The following is a 16,460-nucleotide window of genomic DNA, read 5'->3' on the forward strand; positions in this document are numbered from 1 at the left end:
GTTATTTCCGTTTCTATCAAAATAGTTTTAAAGCGCCTCCATCTCGGAAACGCTTCAAACTTAAAGATTATCGATAGTTGTTGTGGGTCGGGGTAAATAAATCTTCTTCTGCATTACGAACCATTGAAAAATGATACACATTATAATGACCATGAAGAATTCGATTATGATGAAGAATAATTTGTTCTGCCGTTAACATCTTTGAATCATAAGTAGAGTGACCATCTCCAACTAGCGTTACATCAAAACCGCTGACAGTTGCCGTTCTTACTGCGGTATCGATACACGCTTCCGTTTGACAGCCCATGATGACAAGATGTTTAATTTGTTGTTCCTCCAAATAAGCCTTTAAACCAGTCCCATAAAAGGCGTTCGTTGCTGCCTTGTTAAAAATAACTGAGTTATTTGGAACATGAATATCACCATGTACTTCAAAACCCGGGCCTTCCCCGTTGGACACGTCTATGTCTCTTACAAAAATAATCGGAATATTTTCGTCTAACGCCTTTTGAATAACATGATTAATATTAGCTATTAATCGCTCTTTCTTATATACACCTGTCTTTACTTGTTCTCCATCAATTAACGCTTGCTGGGCGTCAATTATTAATAGGGCTTGTTTCAATCTATGACCTCCTCGAGTCATTTTCATAAATAACACTTACTATATGAGTGTCTATTTTTTACTATTCCATTTTAACGAGCCCAAATCCTTGTTCTACTTGTTAAAATTTTACTTTCTATTTCCTTTTTTCGCTTTAATAACAAGAAAGGAAGGTTTCCGTTGTTCATTGATTAATTTCGGCATTTTCTCCAAACCAATTGGAATCGACGTTGGTTCTACTATTTCCTCTAAAACTAGCCCTTTTTTTATTATTGTATTGAGCAAAGTCGAAATCGTGCGATGGTATTTAATAACCCCATCTATATACCAATACTCTTTTCGCATCCCTTCCTCTTGATAATGATCCACAGCCCAATGCAGTTTATTTCCTTCCTCATCCCTTACCCAATTGTTCATGTTTTTTCTTGCCGTTACCATCGGATGTTCAGTAGAGAAAATGAATTCTCCACCATCCGTTAATAAATGGGTAACCTTTGAAATCAATCCTTCGTAATCTTCTATATAGTGAATAGCCAATGAGCTAATAATCAGGTCAAAGGTTTGATTATGTAATTCGAAATCTTCAAAAGGACTACAAAGATATTCTATTTTTTCATGATAATTTTCTTTCATTGCTCTATCGATCATATTTTTTGAAATATCTATTGCCAAAACTTTTGCTGCCCCATTCTCAATACAATAGCTGGCGAAATCGCCTGTTCCACAACCTAAATCTAAAACGGTTTTGTCCTTTAATGTTGGAATAAGCGACTTAATTGCTGGTTGTTCAACAAAATCATTGTACGTGATTCCGCTCTCCCTTAAAGAAATATATTGATTAAAAAACTTCGGGTGGTCATAAATATTTTGTTTCAAAGATTCCCCTCCCATATATTTCATTCAATTGTAAGCACCTACGAATTAAGTTCGCTAAAGACTACACAAGTTCCTTTCAACCTTCAGAGTTAATCAAATTTCTACTTACTGGCCGAATATTTTATTTGAATAAATCTTTACATTAAGGGATAGCCTTTTGAAAGAAAAATAAGGAGGTGCTCTTTATGTTTGAAAAAAAATTAGCACTTCACGAAACGTTAGAATTTCATGAAGTGATTAACTTTATGACGACAAGTTTATTGAAATCAAAACTAAGTCAAGGGATTGTCTTTGACCAAGATTTACGCGAATTATTGGATAAAAACGTTAAATTATCGACACCTGCTTTAGCTGCTATGTTAAAACTCTACTCAAATTCTGAGCTAGAATAATCGGAGGTAAATAACATGAAAGACTATTTAGATCCCATTAACTCTGTCGGCATGCCAGAACTAACGGATTCTGGTATTGCATTGGAGTTTTTATTATCTGTTAAAACGGGTGTACGAACCCTCTCCATCGCTTTAACTGAAACGGCTTCCCCAACGCTTCAAAAAATTTTCAAAACCCAACTGGAAGTAATGATTGAATTATATTTCGAGATTTCCGAATTGATGATGAAAAAAGATTGGCTAAAGCCATATGACTTAGATAAGCAAAAGGAACTCGATATTCGGTCGGCTGAAAATGCCATTAGTATTGCGAAACTTGATTTGTTCCCAGAAAATATGAACCGTAAAGGGCTGTTCCCAACTCCACCAAAGAAGGAAAAATGAATAAAAGGGAGTTTTTAAAATGAAAGCTGTAACCTACCAAGGCATTAAAAATGTTGAAGTAAAAGATGTAAAGGAACCAAAAATTAAAAAAGATGATGATATTATCGTGCGATTAACGACTACTGCTATCTGTGGTTCAGACTTACATTTACTTCACGGCATGATTCCTAACCTAGGAGAAGATTACGTGATTGGTCATGAACCGATGGGTATTGTTGAAGAAATCGGAAAAAATGTGACGAAAGTAAAAAAAGGTGATCGGGTCATCATCCCCTTTAATGTCGCTTGTGGACAATGTTGGTATTGCCATCACGATTTAGAGAGTCAATGTGACAATGCGAACCAAAATGGTGAAATGGGTGCCTATTTTGGTTACTCCGACACTGCCGGAGGATTTCCAGGTGGTCAAGCCGAATTCATGCGTGTCCCTTATGCAAACTTTACACCTTTTAAAATACCTGAAAACAGTGAAGTACCCGATGAAAGTTTAGTTTTGCTAGCAGATGCTGCTACTACCGCCTTTTGGAGTGTCGATAATGCCGGTGTAAAACAAGGCGATACAGTCGTGATTCTTGGATGCGGTCCAATCGGATTATTAGCACAAAAATTTGCCTGGCTAAAAGGTGCCGAACGCATTATTGCAGTCGATTATGTCGGCTATCGATTAAAACATGCAAAGCGGACAAATAAAGTGGAAATTGTTAATTTTGAAGATCATGAAAACTGTGGTGAATATTTAAAGGAAATAACAAAGGGCGGTGCTGACGTAGTCATCGATTGTGTCGGTATGAGTGGTAAAATGACTCCCCTCGAATTTCTTGCCAGCGGTTTAAAACTGCAAAGTGGTGCGTTGGGAGCATTGGTCACTGCCAGTCAAGCTGTACGAAAAGGTGGAACAATTCAAATTACCGGCGTTTATGGTGGTCGTTATAACGCCTTTCCTTTAGGTGACATTTTCCAACGGAACGTAAACATTCGTACAGGACAAGCACCCGTCATCCATTATATGCCCCATATATATAATCTCATTGCGGAAGGAAAAGTCGATCCAAAGGATATCATTACCCATGTCCTCCCCCTTGAAAAGGCAAAACATGGCTATGAAATTTTCGATACAAAACAAGACGATTGTATTAAAGTCGTATTAAAACCATAATCCTATTCAACAAAAAATCATCTTACCTTTAATCTAAGATAAAGATAAGATGATTTTTCATTTTAAAAGGGGGTTTTCTCATGTACCCTTTTCTTCTTTTATTGCCAAATAGCCTCTACCCACTCTGGATGATCAATAAATGGGTTACGGTTATGTTGATAGTCGTTAAAAATGATTTCGTTTCGTTCTCGTTCAAATTGATCGACTGGATCTTGTTGATGCCATTGAAGCAAGACGGATAATTTTCCGTGGTATGGAGCGGAACCGTTATTAACTAAATTATTTAATTCTAAATCTGGTTCTCCACTATCACCTTCATTTCGTACTGCCATATAAAAGAGCATTCGCGCTACGTCTCCCTTTACGCTATCCCGCGGTTCCCAAGAATCAGAATCATAATAATTACCAAGAGCTTCAGAGTGCTCTCTCCCCCCGTTATCAAAGTCTAAATTGTTTCTTGTACTGTTCACTGACGCATCGGTTGGGCGAAGATGATGTAAATCTGTACCGGGCCCCATTGTTGTTCCAAAGTCTCCATGGGATTTCGCCCAAACATGCTCCCGATTCCAATCATTCACCCCTGATCCATTCGTATATTTCCCTTGGGAACGTCCTGTATATAATAAGATTACATTATTCGGATTGTTCGGATCTTCATCCGTTTCTCGAAGGGCATCCCAAACTTCGGAATAGGATAGTTCCGTGTGATCATCAATAATATTATGCAATGCAGTTTTTAATGCTTCTCCCGTTTTTCCAATAGCTGCATCATAGTAACCGTTTGGTATTGGTATTGGATCTGGCTCGGGTTCTGGTTCAGAAGGAGGTATCCCCTCTCCCATTCTTTCGAAAGCTGTTCCATCTTTTAATCCAGCATGGGAAAAATAAGCTGTAAGTGTACCCGTTACTTTAATGCTTTCTCCCATTAAAAAAGGATTCGTTTTTAATCCATAGGAAGAGCGGAACGATGAAGGAACTTGAACATAAAGCATTTTAGAAATATTTGTTTCCGAAGGATTATCGGCTAAAGCAAGGGCATAATCATTCGGAAAACCACTTGTAATAACTGTACTTGTCGATATCGGTTGCCCAACGACGTACCCTTGGACTGTTTTGACTGTGCTAGTTTGACTGTTTACAGCTTGCGAAACAGAAAAAGGTGATGACCATGAACCATCCCCTGCTGCTGCAGTCAATGAAGATGGAATCGTCTGAAGGAAAATGAAAGCAATCAGAAAGATTGTTACTAAACTTTTAATGAAGCTTTTCCCCATGTTACTCCTCCTAAAATAGTTATTTGTTTAATTCCCCTAACGTACTCAATAGTATTATATCATATTTTTAAATTTTCAGACTTTTTATAAACTTATAGAAAACCAACTATAAAGGATACGAGAAAAAGGAGTAGCAATTAGAACTACCCCTCTTTCAAACTTTTTATAGTGTTTTATTTTCTTGGATCTACGTAATCTGGATAATCTGTAATGATTGCGTCAACTCCCATTTCAAATAGGAAGTCTGCTGCTTCTTGACTACGAACTGTCCATGATCCAATTTGCATACCAAGAGAGTGAACTTGGTTAACTAGTTCCTTTGTGACAATTCCGTAACTTGGGTTAAACCAATCTGCATAAGTTGAAAATTCCTGTAAAGCTTCCGGAGTTGTATGGGCACGGTTAGAAGTTAATACACCAATCGGAACTTTCGGAAGAAGTTTATCCATTTTCTTCATTGAATCAAAATTAAAAGATTGGATAATAATTTTTTCGTTTTGAGGTTTATCAAGATTGCGTTCCTTTAATTCCTCCGCCACTTGTTCTTCAATACCTGGATACAGTTCTGGAGATTTCATTTCGACTAAAATTCCAACCTTTCCATGATAACGATCAAGAATTTCATCAAATGTTGGGATTTTCTCTCCTTCAAACTGCTCCCCAAACCAACTACCTGCATCAAGACTTCTAAGTTGTTCAAAAGTTAAATCTCCAACTTTTCCTGTTCCATCCGTTGTACGATCCACTGTTGTATCATGGATTAATACTAATTCGCCATCTTTACTTCTTTGAACATCGATTTCAATATAATCTGCCTTCATCTCAACAGCTAAATCAAAAGCAGCAATCGTATTTTCTGGTGCATAACCTGTTGCACCACGGTGGGCGACATTATCCACTTGTTTTCTTTCTCCTACTGTTGGTTGTTCTGCAAACACCTGACTGAATGGACTAACTAACAATGAAAAAGCTAACCCTGCACCTACTAAAAACTTTTTGTTCACTCTCTCCATCTCCTATCTATCCTGATTTCAATTCCAGTTTAGTAAAGGGATATTGAGGAAGTTTATGGAAATAATTAAAGTAGATGAAGAATGTGTTAATAAAATTCTATCTTTATACTTATATATTTTTACAAATCTATTACTCTAATTTACCTAAAACGCCTTATTCTAGCCCTTTTATGTAACCTTTTTTTAATAGATTAGTTCTTCTTAAAATTGAAATGAAGAAGTTACTTTCGCAATTATTAATAGAAAATGTAAAACTTCATCTAACTTTCAATTATTTAAAATTGAATTTCAAATTTTTTCCGTTGATAGAGTATAAAATCTATCGACCATATCTATTTTTGTTGTTTATAATACAATAAAGTCAAACATTGTAGGTGAAGATATTGGACGATATCGTAATTACAGGTTATGGGATTAAAGGACCTGGTATTTCAGACAAAAATAGTTTTTTACATGTATTAGAAAATGGGATTTGTACCCAAAGCATTTACAACATTGATAATCAGCCCGATTCTAGCATTGTTGCTGGTTTGATAGATGATCACTTTCAAGAAATAAACGGAGAAGATTACAAACGATACCCTCGTTCTGTAAGGATGGCTATTGCGACTGCAGTAGATGCTTCTGCAATGGCAAAGTTAAATTATTTTCAGCCCCAACGAATTGCCGTCATTATGGGGACATCCGCTGGAGCAATATTGGAAATTGAGCAATATTCTATGAATTTTTTCGATTTAAGAAAAACTCCGATTCAAGGTGTTTCGTATGCAGATACGCACACGCTTTCCGGTTCTGTTGCCGAGGCAATTGGTTCTTGTGGGCCTGCCTACACATTAACGACTGGCTGTACCGCAAGTTTAGATGCAGTATCAATTGGGAAACTATTACTAGAGAACGGCAGTGTGGATGCATGTATTGTTGGAGGAACAGACGCTCCCTTAGGTCAATGGACAATTAACGGCTTTAAAAAATTAAGAATCCTCTCTAAAGAAACCTCTATCGAACAAGCTGGAGTTCCATTTTCAACGGAACATCGAGGCTTTGTTTTATCAGAAGGTGCAGGTGTAATCGTTTTAGAGAGAAAACAAACAGCAATCGACCGAAACCAACAAATATATGGAAAAATTGAACGCGTTGTTTCAAGGAACGAAGCACAAAAATTATTAAGATCTGATGTAACGGGCAAACATATGCTTAGCGTTTTCCAAGAAACCCTTGGAAATACAGTACCAACCTACATAAATAGTCAGGCGCTTGGTATCGAAACAAACGATCAAATTGAACGATTCATCCATAACGAAACATTCGGTTTAGAGGTACCGATTACTTCCATAAAGGGAATGATTGGACATTCCTTTGGTGCCATGGGCGCAATGCAAATTATTTCGTCCTTACTGTCAATGGAATACGGATTTATCCCTCCTACAATTAAAACGAAAGGGATTGGTTTCGAAGAACTTCCAATCGTTTACGAAACTAGATATCAAACTGTTGAGTCCGTCTGCATAACTAATCATGGTAGTAGTGGGAATAACGCTTGCCTATTGATGACACATATATAGGAGGATTGTTTCATGTTTTTTATATTTCTAATATTATTATCTTTTATTCCTATATGTGTTGGTATTACACTATTAGTTTTATTTAAAAAAAATAACTTATCAAAAATTATATTTTTATTTCTATTAATGATTTCCATTTGGCAATTAGATGTAGCTTTTTTGTATTCTTATAATCTATTTAGCTACGAAACGATTAAGTTTTTTTTCAATTTATTCCGGTTTGGATCTATCATGATAACCCCATTGATTTTCCATATAGGATATACAATTGTGAATGAGGAATTGTCCAATGATAAAAAAATAAAATGGCAATTCCTCGTAAATCGTACATCAGTCTTATTATTTTATGGAGTAGCTTTTTTTGTCTATATAATAGGATGGAGTGATAAGGGAGTACAAAACATTGAACTTAAACAGATAGATTCAAGTATATTCTACTACCCTGTTTATGGAGAGCTATCGTGGATTTTTTATTCCAACGTTTTCCTTTTCATAGCTAGCATGACTTTCTGTTCTCTGATTAGTTTAAATGTACAAAATAAGAGCATTCGCTCATTTTTAGTTTATTTTAATATCTTTTCGTCTATCGGTTATGCAATTGGCACCTTAAATATGCTCCCATCAGCAAGATTATATCCGAGTTCTATTGCATTACTAGTTTATGCCCTTTCAATTTTAATTCTTTCAAGCCGAATGCATCTTAATATAGTAAACAATATGAATAAAAAGCTATATGATCAATGGAAGTTTTTATATCAAGTCATTGATTTGAACCCGAATTATATTTATGCTCAAGATGAAAATGGACGTTACCTTCTTATGAATCAATCGTATGCCCAATTAATGGGCAAGGATATTCGCGATATGATTGGAAAAACCGATGATGATATAAATAAAGATTCAATAAAAGAGACACCATTTGCCCATCAAGAAATTGATAGTCATAAGTTGGGGAAGTTTTCCATAATTGAAGAATCCATTACGGCTGCAACTGGCGAAGAGAGATGGGTACAAACGGTAAAAGTACCGATTCATATAAATGAAAGTTCCGCATTACTTGCAGTATCAACAGATATTACGGAACGAAAGCAATATGAAGATGAAATTAAATTTCAAGCGAATCATGATGCACTAACAGGTTTGCCGAATCGTAGAATGTTTAATGAAGATTTAACGAACCTTTTGGAAAAAGCAAAAATAAATGGAAGTGAAATTGCCATCGTGTTTCTTGATTTGGATCGTTTCAAATATATTAACGATACACTTGGCCATAATTTCGGAGATTGCTTATTAATAGAAGTATCAAGACGTATCGAAAGGTTATTAAAGCAAAGTTATCAATCCGCACAAGTTTATCGACTAGGTGGAGATGAATTCACTATTTTGCTCCCCCGCTCCACATCAAAAGATTGTGAAGGATTAGCGAAAAGATTATTGAAGCTATTTGTTGAAGGGTTTTTAATAGACAATAATGAGTATTTTATTACTCCAAGTATTGGCATAAGTATTTATCCAAAGGATGGCGATGATGCGAATACATTAATCAAAAATGCAGATACCGCTATGTACTATGTAAAAGAAAGAGAAAAAAATAACTACCAATTATTCACATCTGAAATGCAGCATCACTTCTATCGGAAAATGATGATTGAAAAACATTTAAGAACTGCTTTAGAAAATGATGAGTTTGAACTTTACTATCAGCCAATCCTAGATTTGAAAACAAATAAACTAATAGGGATGGAATCTCTAATTAGATGGAATAACCACATATTAGGACAAGTTAGACCTGATGAGTTTATTTCAATAGCCGAAGAAACGGGAATGATTATCCCAATAGGCCAATGGATATTGAAAACCGCTGTTAAACAAAGCGTTAGTTGGCAAAAGGAAGGAACGGAACCTTTCCGAATAAGCATTAATGTATCTGTGAAACAATTACTTGATCCAATGTTTGTAGAACATGTGAAAACAATAATCGAAAACGCTAACATTGATCCTTCTAATATTATTTTAGAAATAACCGAAAGTATTGCAATGTATGCTGAATCGATGATTGAAAAGTTAAATCGATTAAAGGCGCTCGGTATAAGCCTTTCAATGGATGACTTTGGAACAGGTTATTCATCCCTTAGTTATTTGAATAAATATCCACTAGATTCATTAAAAATCGATAAATCCTTTGTAATGGGCATGCACCGGGACGACGAAAACAAAGCCATTGTCAAAACAATTATAGCTATTGCTAAACAGCTTGATTTGAAAGTGATAGCAGAAGGTGTTGAAGGATTTGAAGAATGGCACTTTTTAAAGGAAATTGATTGTGATTATGCCCAAGGCTATTACTTCAGTCGCCCACTCCCTGCCGATGATTTCAAGGAAAACTGGCTTAAAGAATTAAACTAATCCAACAGTCTAATTATATTTAATCTACACCTCTGTACAGTCTCGTACAGAGGTTTTTCATGAAGCGCCATCCCTCTTTCTAAACAACTAAAATTAATTTTCTGAAAAATCCATATATTGTGTTAATATAAAACTATCTTAATAGATTGGAGAGTTGTTATGGTGAAGTTTGATAAACCGGATGTGGAACAATTTTTTCAAACATTAACAGTTGCGGATTTTACCGTGAGTCCCGACGAAAAACAGCTAGTCATCAGTACGAACTTAAACGGTCATTTTAATCTTTGGGGAATGGATTTACCTAATCAGTTTCCTTACCCACTTACATTTAATAACCAAAGTGTCGATGGCCTTACTTATGCTAAAACAGGTGAATTTATCGTCGTAGGTTTTGACCATGATGGAGATGAAAATACACAAATTTATGCCCTTCCTCCCCAAGGAGGTAAACTTGTACCATTACGTATTCATAAAGGGGAACGCCACTTAGTCTCCCGTATATCGGATGATGGTAAACGGCTATATTACGCAACTACTTATGGAAATTCTACTTATCTTAATAACTATGTCTATGATTTGGAAAGTGGTGAGGAGAAACTATTAGTCGAAGGACAAGAAGCTCCTACCTATTTAATAGCTGTTAGTCCAGAAGAAAAATCGTTTCCTTTAAACAGTTTGGGAATACTCACTCTTTAGCCTACGTTCATCTAAATAATGAAAAATTTTTAATGACGCCTGAGACTAAAGATCAACATACAGTGAATGAAGTAGTTTACACTTCGGAATCGGATATTTATTTTTTAACAAACTATGATTCCGACTTAACTTACCTTGCGAAATTTGATTTAGAAGCGAAAACATTTGAGAAAATATTACAATTAGAAAAAGAAGATTTTACTAACTTAGTATTTTCTAAGAAAGATCAAATACTTTATATAATTGGCTCTTATGGTGTAGAAGATCGATTATATGCATATGATTTAAAAAGTAAAAAGCTAGAGACTATTAACTCTCCAACAAGTATTATTGAAAAATTAATTGTTATGCCAAGTGGTAATCTATATATCAAAGGTAGAACTTCTACAAGACCAAACAATATTTTTGTTTCTAAGGATCGAAGCACCACTTGGGAAGAGTTAACTCGTTACCGTATACCTGGTGTTCGTGATGAAGAATTAGTTGAACCTGCAGTTTTAACTTATCCTTCCTTCGATGGATTGGAAATTGAAGCATTATTCTTTAAAGCGAAAGAGGAAAACTCGAATGGGTACGTCATTTTATGGCCCCATGGTGGTCCCCAATCGTTAGAAAGAAAATGGTTCCGTGCAATGTTCCAAGTTTTGTTAAACCGAGGCTATTCCATCTTCGCACCAAACTTCCGTGGTTCTTCGAATTACGGCTTAAAGTTCGAAAAAATGGTAGAAGGCGACTGGGGCCATGGACCACGCCTTGATAATTTAGAAGGGATAGAATGGATGATTCAAAACGGCTATGCCGATAGAGAGAAAATTCTTTTATTAGGTGGTAGTTATGGCGGCTACATGGCACTTTTACTTCATGGACGTCATGCAGATTACTTCAAAGCGGTTGTTGATCTTTTCGGCCCAAGTAATCTTTTCTCCTTTATCGAATCTGTACCTGATTTTTGGAAACCATTTATGGATCAATGGGTAGGACATCCAGAAAAAGATAAAGAAAGACTGACGAAGGATTCCCCTATCTCCTATTTAGATGGCATGACAAAACCGATGTTAGTTATCCAAGGAGCAAATGATCCTCGTGTAGTACAAAAGGAATCTGACCAAATTGTAGCTGCATTAAAGGAAAAGGGACGTGAAGTGGAATACATCGTTTTAGAAGATGAAGGACACGGCTTTTCCAAAAAACAAAATGAAATAATGGTTTATCGCAAAATGCTCGAATTCTTTGAACGTTATGCGGATTAATCGCAAGAAGCGCCTCATTTTTATAATAATGAGGCGTTTCTTTAATTTAGCCTTAACATCGAATGATTTTTTGACAGGTTGTGAATAATAGTGAGGAGATTTTTATTACAAAATTCCAACTAGGAGGTTATTACTTATGAACGCTCAAAGGGCACAAGAAATTTCAGAATCACCAGTTATTGCAAATGTATTATATAACGGTATGAAAGTGTATATACAACACGTTAATGAAGATAACGAAACTGCTCGAATTTATCCGTTAGACGATCCTCAAAAGGAACAGGAAGTGCCTTTAAACCAATTAATCGAACAATAATATAAAAAGAGAGAATCAGTAAAATTAAGGATTCTCTCTTTTTACATAGCTTTTTATTCTAAAGTCCATTTTTCAATACAATATACTTTCTTTTCCGTTGCATTTAGTCTCACCTTTTTACCAATGGCGATTGGGTGCATCGGGTGGGTATGACAAATATCAAAGTCTGCTAACACTGGAATTTGATGACCATCCAATTGTTCTAATAAAAGATCATAAGGTTTCTTCCCTGTCCCTAAATCTTCATATTGTTCATGTTTGCCTAGAATAATGCCCCCTACTCGATCAAAAACTCCATGAAGTTTTAACATGGCAAAGTTTTTCTCCACAATGGATGCATTTTTCATACAATCTTCAATAAGCAAAATATCCCCATGTTTTATTTCCGGAAAATACGGCGTGCCAATAAATCCATACATTGCATTAACATTTCCACCAATTAATCTTCCTTCAACGTTGCCTGGAATAACGGTTTTCCATTCATTTGGATACAATGTTTTTTCCGTCGTTTTTTCTAACCAGTTGACCGGTTCATCGGACCAAAATGTTGGTAGTGGAATTTCATAAGGAGGATTATTTTCAGCCATAAAATATTGTTCAAAATAATGATATGTATCATTTACTAACGGTTCAAATTCCCCAAAGGATGGAATTAATGCCGGTCCATAATAAGTTGGGATACCTGTTTTTGAATATAAAGCTAATAATATAGCCGTTGCATCGGAATACCCTAGGATATATTTAGGGTGGCTCCTGAATGCTTCGTAATCGATATACGGAAGCATACTATTAGAATTGGTCCCCCCTATCGTCGACATGACCATTTTTATTTCTGGATTACGTAACAATTCATTTAACTCGTCTGCCCGTTCCTTAGGCGTTCCTGAACGGTAATAGTCGATTTGGCCCGTTAACTTCCCTTCCACTAGTTCAAAACCCTTTGATTGTAAAAAGGCTTTTGCCCGTTCAAATCGTTCCCGAGCTGTTACCGTTGCTGGAGATGAAGGGGTAAAAATGCCGATCTTGTCACCTTTTTTTAAAACCATTTATACCGACCCCTTATTTCTTATGAATTATTTGATAGATGACAGAAACATTGTAACGTGTGGTCATTTACCATCCCTACCGCTTGCATATAGGAATAACAAATTGTACTGCCAACAAATTTAAAGCCGTCCTTTTTCAATTTTTTACTCATGGCATCACTAATTTCCGTTGTAACAGGGACTTCCTTTACGGAGGCCCAATGATTAATGATTGGTTGGTGATTGACAAAGCTCCATATGTATTTTGCAAAGGATCCGTATTGTTCTTGAATTTTTAAGAAGGCTTTTGCATTCGTTACAACACTTTGTATTTTCAATTTGTTTCGTACAATACCGGGATTTTCTTTTAACTCCTGCAATTTTTCTTCTGTATAGCGGACAATTTTTTCTGCATCGAAATTGTCAAAGGCTACTCGGTAGTTTTCCCGTTTTTGTAAAATAGTCCACCAACTAAGACCGGCTTGAGCTCCTTCTAGACATAGCATTTCAAACAGTTTTTGATCATCATAAACAGGGACTCCCCATTCGTTATCGTGGTATTGTATATATAAAGGTTCTTTTGTAACCCAATGGCATCGATTTGTCATAATAACTCCTTCTTTATTTAACTTTTGGTTTAGGTACTCTTACTAATAAAATTATTGCGATTATTGTCATCACAATAACAAATATACCATTCCCAACATTTGCTTCTCCAAAAATCATGTATAACAACCGGTCAAATGTTGGTATCCCTAACCATTGGAAAATAATTGGTATAATAATTATTCCGACTAAAATCCCCGAAACAAAGTACCAAATATGCTTTTTCTCCACTAATATCTCCCCATTCCACAATGTGTTAATTATTCTAAATAATCTTCAATTAAATTGGAATTTAAATATCTTGCCATGCCTGTTTCCATTTTCTTAAAGCCTAGTTTCCTATAAAAACCTTCGTTCCTTTTTGTAGAAATAAGGTGAACACATGAAACCTGTTTTAATTGATTTAGTAAACTTTCTATTATGCGCTTCGCAATCCCATTTCTTTGAAATTTAGGATGTACGACCACATCATAAATAGCAGCGTTGAAGACATGGTCTGTTATAGCTCGGCTAAAACCTACTACTTCCCCCTTCACAGTAGCAAAAACATAAACATTACTTGCTTCAAATACTTGTTCAATAATTGCTTCTGTATGTTTCTCCCACCCAACAGCCTTATAAATTACCTCCAATTGATTAAGGGAAACTTTACTAAAATCATGATGAATCTCGATCAAATTCAATTTCACCTCACAAATTTAAAGAGAAGAGAACCACTTACTCGTTGTTAATCATTCGTTCTAGTAATGAAATAATTTGTTTGTTTTGTTCGACTTGAATATCGCTGTTTACTTTTATGATACGAATCCATCGAATAAGAAACGCAACAATAATAATAGGTAATACTGTAATGACCGCAGCAATAAATTCTCCCATTCCCATCACCTCAAACCTTTCTTATAAATTCGTTTATCGTTGTAAGGGCATAAAGGCAGAAGGATTTAATTCAACACTTTCAATGACTATGGCCGTTAACCCATGCACTGTTTTTGTTTCATGCCATTCATCCTGTTCCCAAAACACGGCATCACCAGCTTGAACTTTTATATATCCTTCTTTGTCATTGCGTACATATCCTTCACCATTTACGACTAATAGAAGTTGAGGAACGATAGCTTGATGGTAACCAATTACCCCATTTCCCTCTAAGTACATACAACCGATGTGGGTTTCCATATCCGTCTGAAGTACACGGGACATAATAAATTGGGATTGAAATTGGGTAATGCTTTTCCCGCAATGTTTACTAAAATCATAAAACTGCAAACGATTACCTCCCAAATACTAGACTATACATCACATATTCCAAATCTTTACCCGATAATCCTCTTTATTGAAAAAAATTTATTGAACGAATTACCGAAATTTCAGTCTTTTGTCTAACGTAAACTTTTTTAATTTGTATTAGTATTCATAACAAATACCGCTTAGGAGACTATTTTATGAAAATAAATAAAACGATATTATACATTCATAACCTTGAACAAATGATAAATTTCTATGGGGAAAAGTTAGGTTTTCCTATATTAGAAAAATCACCAAAAGGGTTTCAAATAGCTGTAGGTAACAGTATTCTTGCCTTTGAATTGATTTCACCAACGATATACAAACAATATCATTTTGCCTTTAATATTCCGAGCAATCTTTTTGACCTTGCGAAGGGTTGGATTCAAAAATACACACCGTTATTAACCAATCAAGGGGAGGATGAAGTTTTCTTTCAAAACATTAATGCTCACTCCCTTTACTTTTATGATCCTGAAGAAAATGTGGTGGAATTCATTGCCCGTCACGATATCAATCCTAAAGTGGAAGTTGACACATTTTCTGTACACACAATCATTGATATTGGCGAAATGAACCTAACAACTGATGATTTAATGTATGTCGGTAAACAGTTAATAACAATCGGCATTCCCGTTCGAAACAATGAAAAACTCGATGAAACATCCCTTAATTTTATGGGAGAAGCAGATGATGGTGTCCATCTTTTACTAGGACCTAGTAAGAGGAACTGGTTTTTCTCCACCAAAGATGCAATTGTTAGCCCAATCGTTATAGAGATAAATGACAACATTAAATTAGGCATTGATATTAACGGTCATTTTAAATGGGAGAAAATATAGTAAATAAAGAAAGAAAGAGCATTTCCCCTTTGGCGAAATGCTCTTCTTACATATATGAACTATTAATTTTGTATCGTTTCTTCAACTCTCTTCATGACTTCTTCGACGGATAATTCTAGACTAATTGCTAATTCTTCGTAAAAAATCGGTGAAACTTGTTTCAAAATTTGCGTATCGTGATTTGTTAGTTTTTTATTATCTTGTTCTAACTCGTTTTTCTTTCTCAAAATGGTATTCATCATTTGGGCAATCTGTACATGATCCTTTGACTCTAGTATATTTTGATAATGTTGAGACCGATCGACCATACGCTCTTGCCAAACATCAGGAGGATTTTTAAATATTTCTAAAATACCCTCTGCTTCCTTTTTAGAAGTAATGGGTGCTAATTTTGAATCTTCCGTTTCAACTGGATGATATAATTTTATGGATGCATCATGATAAGAATGTAAGACGTAGTAATGCTTTTGTTGCCCAGAAAAGGATAATTCCTGAATATCTTGAATCACACAAACACCATGAGCACCATAAAAGACTTTATCACCGATTGTAAACATTACATTACCTCCCATTAAATACCTTTTGAATTAAAATAAACATCCTACTAGCAAAGGATCCTCGTATCATTTAGTTGATACATATCAATATATGCTTTCACTAAGCTGTACTTGCCTTTTTTACAAATAAAGAACAAAAATTCACCATTACAAAACCGCGCATAACCTACACTGTTGGGCTATTCGTGAAATAAAAAAGGAACTAGAGAATCATTTC

Annotated in this window: 20 protein-coding genes; 9 read left to right on the plus strand and 11 right to left on the minus strand. The window is 35.4% G+C overall.

Annotated features, from left to right (window positions below):
* Positions 1-67: 67 nt before the first annotated feature.
* Complete coding sequence (locus EC501_RS02480; protein WP_122970704.1) at positions 68-625, minus strand: cysteine hydrolase family protein; 558 nt, start codon at positions 623-625, stop codon at positions 68-70.
* A 108-nt stretch (positions 626-733) separates the two neighbouring features.
* A complete protein-coding gene (locus EC501_RS02485; protein ID WP_122970705.1) occupies positions 734-1,480 on the minus strand; it encodes a class I SAM-dependent methyltransferase in 747 nt (248 codons plus the stop codon).
* A 185-nt stretch (positions 1,481-1,665) separates the two neighbouring features.
* Here EC501_RS02485 and EC501_RS02490 point away from each other — a divergent pair, with 185 nt between their 5' ends.
* The 3 genes from EC501_RS02490 to EC501_RS02500 are packed head-to-tail and all read left to right on the plus strand — an operon-like array spanning position 1,666 to position 3,412.
* Entirely contained in the window at positions 1,666-1,872 is a 207-nt protein-coding gene (locus EC501_RS02490; protein WP_122970706.1) for a spore coat protein, read from the plus strand.
* 15 nt (positions 1,873-1,887) lie between these two features.
* A complete protein-coding gene (locus EC501_RS02495) occupies positions 1,888-2,256 on the plus strand; it encodes a spore coat protein (protein ID WP_122970707.1) in 369 nt (122 codons plus the stop codon).
* A 19-nt stretch (positions 2,257-2,275) separates the two neighbouring features.
* Complete coding sequence (locus tag EC501_RS02500; RefSeq protein WP_122970708.1) at positions 2,276-3,412, plus strand: zinc-dependent alcohol dehydrogenase; 1,137 nt, start codon at positions 2,276-2,278, stop codon at positions 3,410-3,412.
* A gap of 98 nt (positions 3,413-3,510) precedes the next feature.
* On the opposite strand, the gene EC501_RS02505 is transcribed toward EC501_RS02500, so the two are convergent.
* Entirely contained in the window at positions 3,511-4,686 is a 1,176-nt protein-coding gene (locus tag EC501_RS02505; protein ID WP_122970709.1) for an endonuclease, read from the minus strand.
* Between the two features lie 173 nt (positions 4,687-4,859).
* Positions 4,860-5,690 carry a glycerophosphodiester phosphodiesterase gene (locus EC501_RS02510; RefSeq protein WP_122970710.1) on the minus strand — a complete coding sequence of 277 codons (831 nt, stop codon included), beginning with the start codon at positions 5,688-5,690 and terminating at the stop codon, positions 4,860-4,862.
* Between the two features lie 392 nt (positions 5,691-6,082).
* Between EC501_RS02510 and EC501_RS02515 the strand changes: the two genes are divergently transcribed.
* The 5 genes from EC501_RS02515 to EC501_RS02530 all read left to right on the plus strand — a co-directional run bounded on the left by EC501_RS02515 (position 6,083) and on the right by EC501_RS02530 (position 11,929).
* A complete protein-coding gene (locus EC501_RS02515; protein ID WP_158599659.1) occupies positions 6,083-7,261 on the plus strand; it encodes a beta-ketoacyl synthase N-terminal-like domain-containing protein in 1,179 nt (392 codons plus the stop codon).
* A gap of 717 nt (positions 7,262-7,978) precedes the next feature.
* On the plus strand, positions 7,979-9,667 hold the full coding sequence (locus EC501_RS02520) for a GGDEF and EAL domain-containing protein (protein ID WP_158599660.1): 1,689 nt from the start codon (positions 7,979-7,981) through the stop codon (positions 9,665-9,667).
* Between the two features lie 159 nt (positions 9,668-9,826).
* Complete coding sequence (locus EC501_RS18750; RefSeq protein ID WP_338322880.1) at positions 9,827-10,363, plus strand: TolB family protein; 537 nt, start codon at positions 9,827-9,829, stop codon at positions 10,361-10,363.
* 32 nt (positions 10,364-10,395) lie between these two features.
* Positions 10,396-11,613, plus strand: a complete 1,218-nt coding sequence (locus tag EC501_RS02525; RefSeq protein WP_338322881.1) for an alpha/beta hydrolase family protein — start codon at positions 10,396-10,398, stop codon at positions 11,611-11,613.
* A 136-nt stretch (positions 11,614-11,749) separates the two neighbouring features.
* Positions 11,750-11,929 carry a small acid-soluble spore protein H gene (locus EC501_RS02530; RefSeq protein WP_122970713.1) on the plus strand — a complete coding sequence of 60 codons (180 nt, stop codon included), beginning with the start codon at positions 11,750-11,752 and terminating at the stop codon, positions 11,927-11,929.
* 53 nt (positions 11,930-11,982) lie between these two features.
* Here EC501_RS02530 and EC501_RS02535 read toward each other — a convergent pair whose 3' ends face one another.
* Genes EC501_RS02535 through EC501_RS02555 form a run of 6 tightly spaced genes read right to left on the minus strand, consistent with a single transcriptional unit; the run spans position 11,983 to position 14,826 of the window.
* Complete coding sequence (locus tag EC501_RS02535) at positions 11,983-12,975, minus strand: S66 family peptidase (protein WP_122970714.1); 993 nt, start codon at positions 12,973-12,975, stop codon at positions 11,983-11,985.
* Positions 12,976-12,995: 20 nt separating this feature from the next.
* A complete protein-coding gene (locus EC501_RS02540) occupies positions 12,996-13,562 on the minus strand; it encodes a DNA-3-methyladenine glycosylase I (protein WP_122970715.1) in 567 nt (188 codons plus the stop codon).
* Between the two features lie 13 nt (positions 13,563-13,575).
* Complete coding sequence (locus EC501_RS02545; protein WP_122970716.1) at positions 13,576-13,791, minus strand: hypothetical protein; 216 nt, start codon at positions 13,789-13,791, stop codon at positions 13,576-13,578.
* Between the two features lie 29 nt (positions 13,792-13,820).
* The gene (locus EC501_RS02550) at positions 13,821-14,237 is read right to left on the minus strand and encodes a GNAT family N-acetyltransferase (RefSeq protein ID WP_122970717.1); all 417 of its coding nucleotides are present in this window, start codon (positions 14,235-14,237) and stop codon (positions 13,821-13,823) included.
* Between the two features lie 40 nt (positions 14,238-14,277).
* The gene (locus tag EC501_RS18470) at positions 14,278-14,436 is read right to left on the minus strand and encodes a hypothetical protein (RefSeq protein ID WP_174232634.1); all 159 of its coding nucleotides are present in this window, start codon (positions 14,434-14,436) and stop codon (positions 14,278-14,280) included.
* Between the two features lie 33 nt (positions 14,437-14,469).
* Entirely contained in the window at positions 14,470-14,826 is a 357-nt protein-coding gene (locus tag EC501_RS02555) for a cupin domain-containing protein (protein ID WP_122970718.1), read from the minus strand.
* A gap of 176 nt (positions 14,827-15,002) precedes the next feature.
* Between EC501_RS02555 and EC501_RS02560 the strand changes: the two genes are divergently transcribed.
* Positions 15,003-15,686: a hypothetical protein gene (locus EC501_RS02560; RefSeq protein ID WP_122970719.1), complete on the plus strand. Its 684-nt coding sequence runs from the start codon at positions 15,003-15,005 to the stop codon at positions 15,684-15,686.
* A gap of 62 nt (positions 15,687-15,748) precedes the next feature.
* On the opposite strand, the gene EC501_RS02565 is transcribed toward EC501_RS02560, so the two are convergent.
* Entirely contained in the window at positions 15,749-16,243 is a 495-nt protein-coding gene (locus tag EC501_RS02565; protein WP_158599661.1) for a CarD family transcriptional regulator, read from the minus strand.
* Positions 16,244-16,460: the final 217 nt, after the last annotated feature.

It is taken from the genome of Lysinibacillus halotolerans, from assembly GCF_003711845.1.
GTDB lineage: Bacteria > Bacillota > Bacilli > Bacillales_A > Planococcaceae > Ureibacillus > Ureibacillus halotolerans.

Bases quoted from the DNA above. Each gene is read 5' to 3' on its own strand.
- EC501_RS02530 (WP_122970713.1), top strand. From the start codon at position 11,750: ATGAACGCTCAAAGGGCACAAGAAATTTCAGAATCACCAGTTATTGCA.
- EC501_RS02540 (WP_122970715.1), bottom strand. From the start codon at position 13,562: ATGACAAATCGATGCCATTGGGTTACAAAAGAACCTTTATATATACAA.
- EC501_RS18750 (WP_338322880.1), top strand. From the start codon at position 9,827: ATGGTGAAGTTTGATAAACCGGATGTGGAACAATTTTTTCAAACATTA.
- EC501_RS02520 (WP_158599660.1), top strand. From the start codon at position 7,979: ATGAATAAAAAGCTATATGATCAATGGAAGTTTTTATATCAAGTCATT.
- EC501_RS02560 (WP_122970719.1), top strand. From the start codon at position 15,003: ATGAAAATAAATAAAACGATATTATACATTCATAACCTTGAACAAATG.
- EC501_RS02535 (WP_122970714.1), bottom strand. From the start codon at position 12,975: ATGGTTTTAAAAAAAGGTGACAAGATCGGCATTTTTACCCCTTCATCT.
- EC501_RS18470 (WP_174232634.1), bottom strand. From the start codon at position 14,436: ATGGGAGAATTTATTGCTGCGGTCATTACAGTATTACCTATTATTATT.
- EC501_RS02505 (WP_122970709.1), bottom strand. From the start codon at position 4,686: ATGGGGAAAAGCTTCATTAAAAGTTTAGTAACAATCTTTCTGATTGCT.
- EC501_RS02525 (WP_338322881.1), top strand. From the start codon at position 10,396: ATGACGCCTGAGACTAAAGATCAACATACAGTGAATGAAGTAGTTTAC.
- EC501_RS02565 (WP_158599661.1), bottom strand. From the start codon at position 16,243: ATGTTTACAATCGGTGATAAAGTCTTTTATGGTGCTCATGGTGTTTGT.
- EC501_RS02490 (WP_122970706.1), top strand. From the start codon at position 1,666: ATGTTTGAAAAAAAATTAGCACTTCACGAAACGTTAGAATTTCATGAA.
- EC501_RS02495 (WP_122970707.1), top strand. From the start codon at position 1,888: ATGAAAGACTATTTAGATCCCATTAACTCTGTCGGCATGCCAGAACTA.
- EC501_RS02500 (WP_122970708.1), top strand. From the start codon at position 2,276: ATGAAAGCTGTAACCTACCAAGGCATTAAAAATGTTGAAGTAAAAGAT.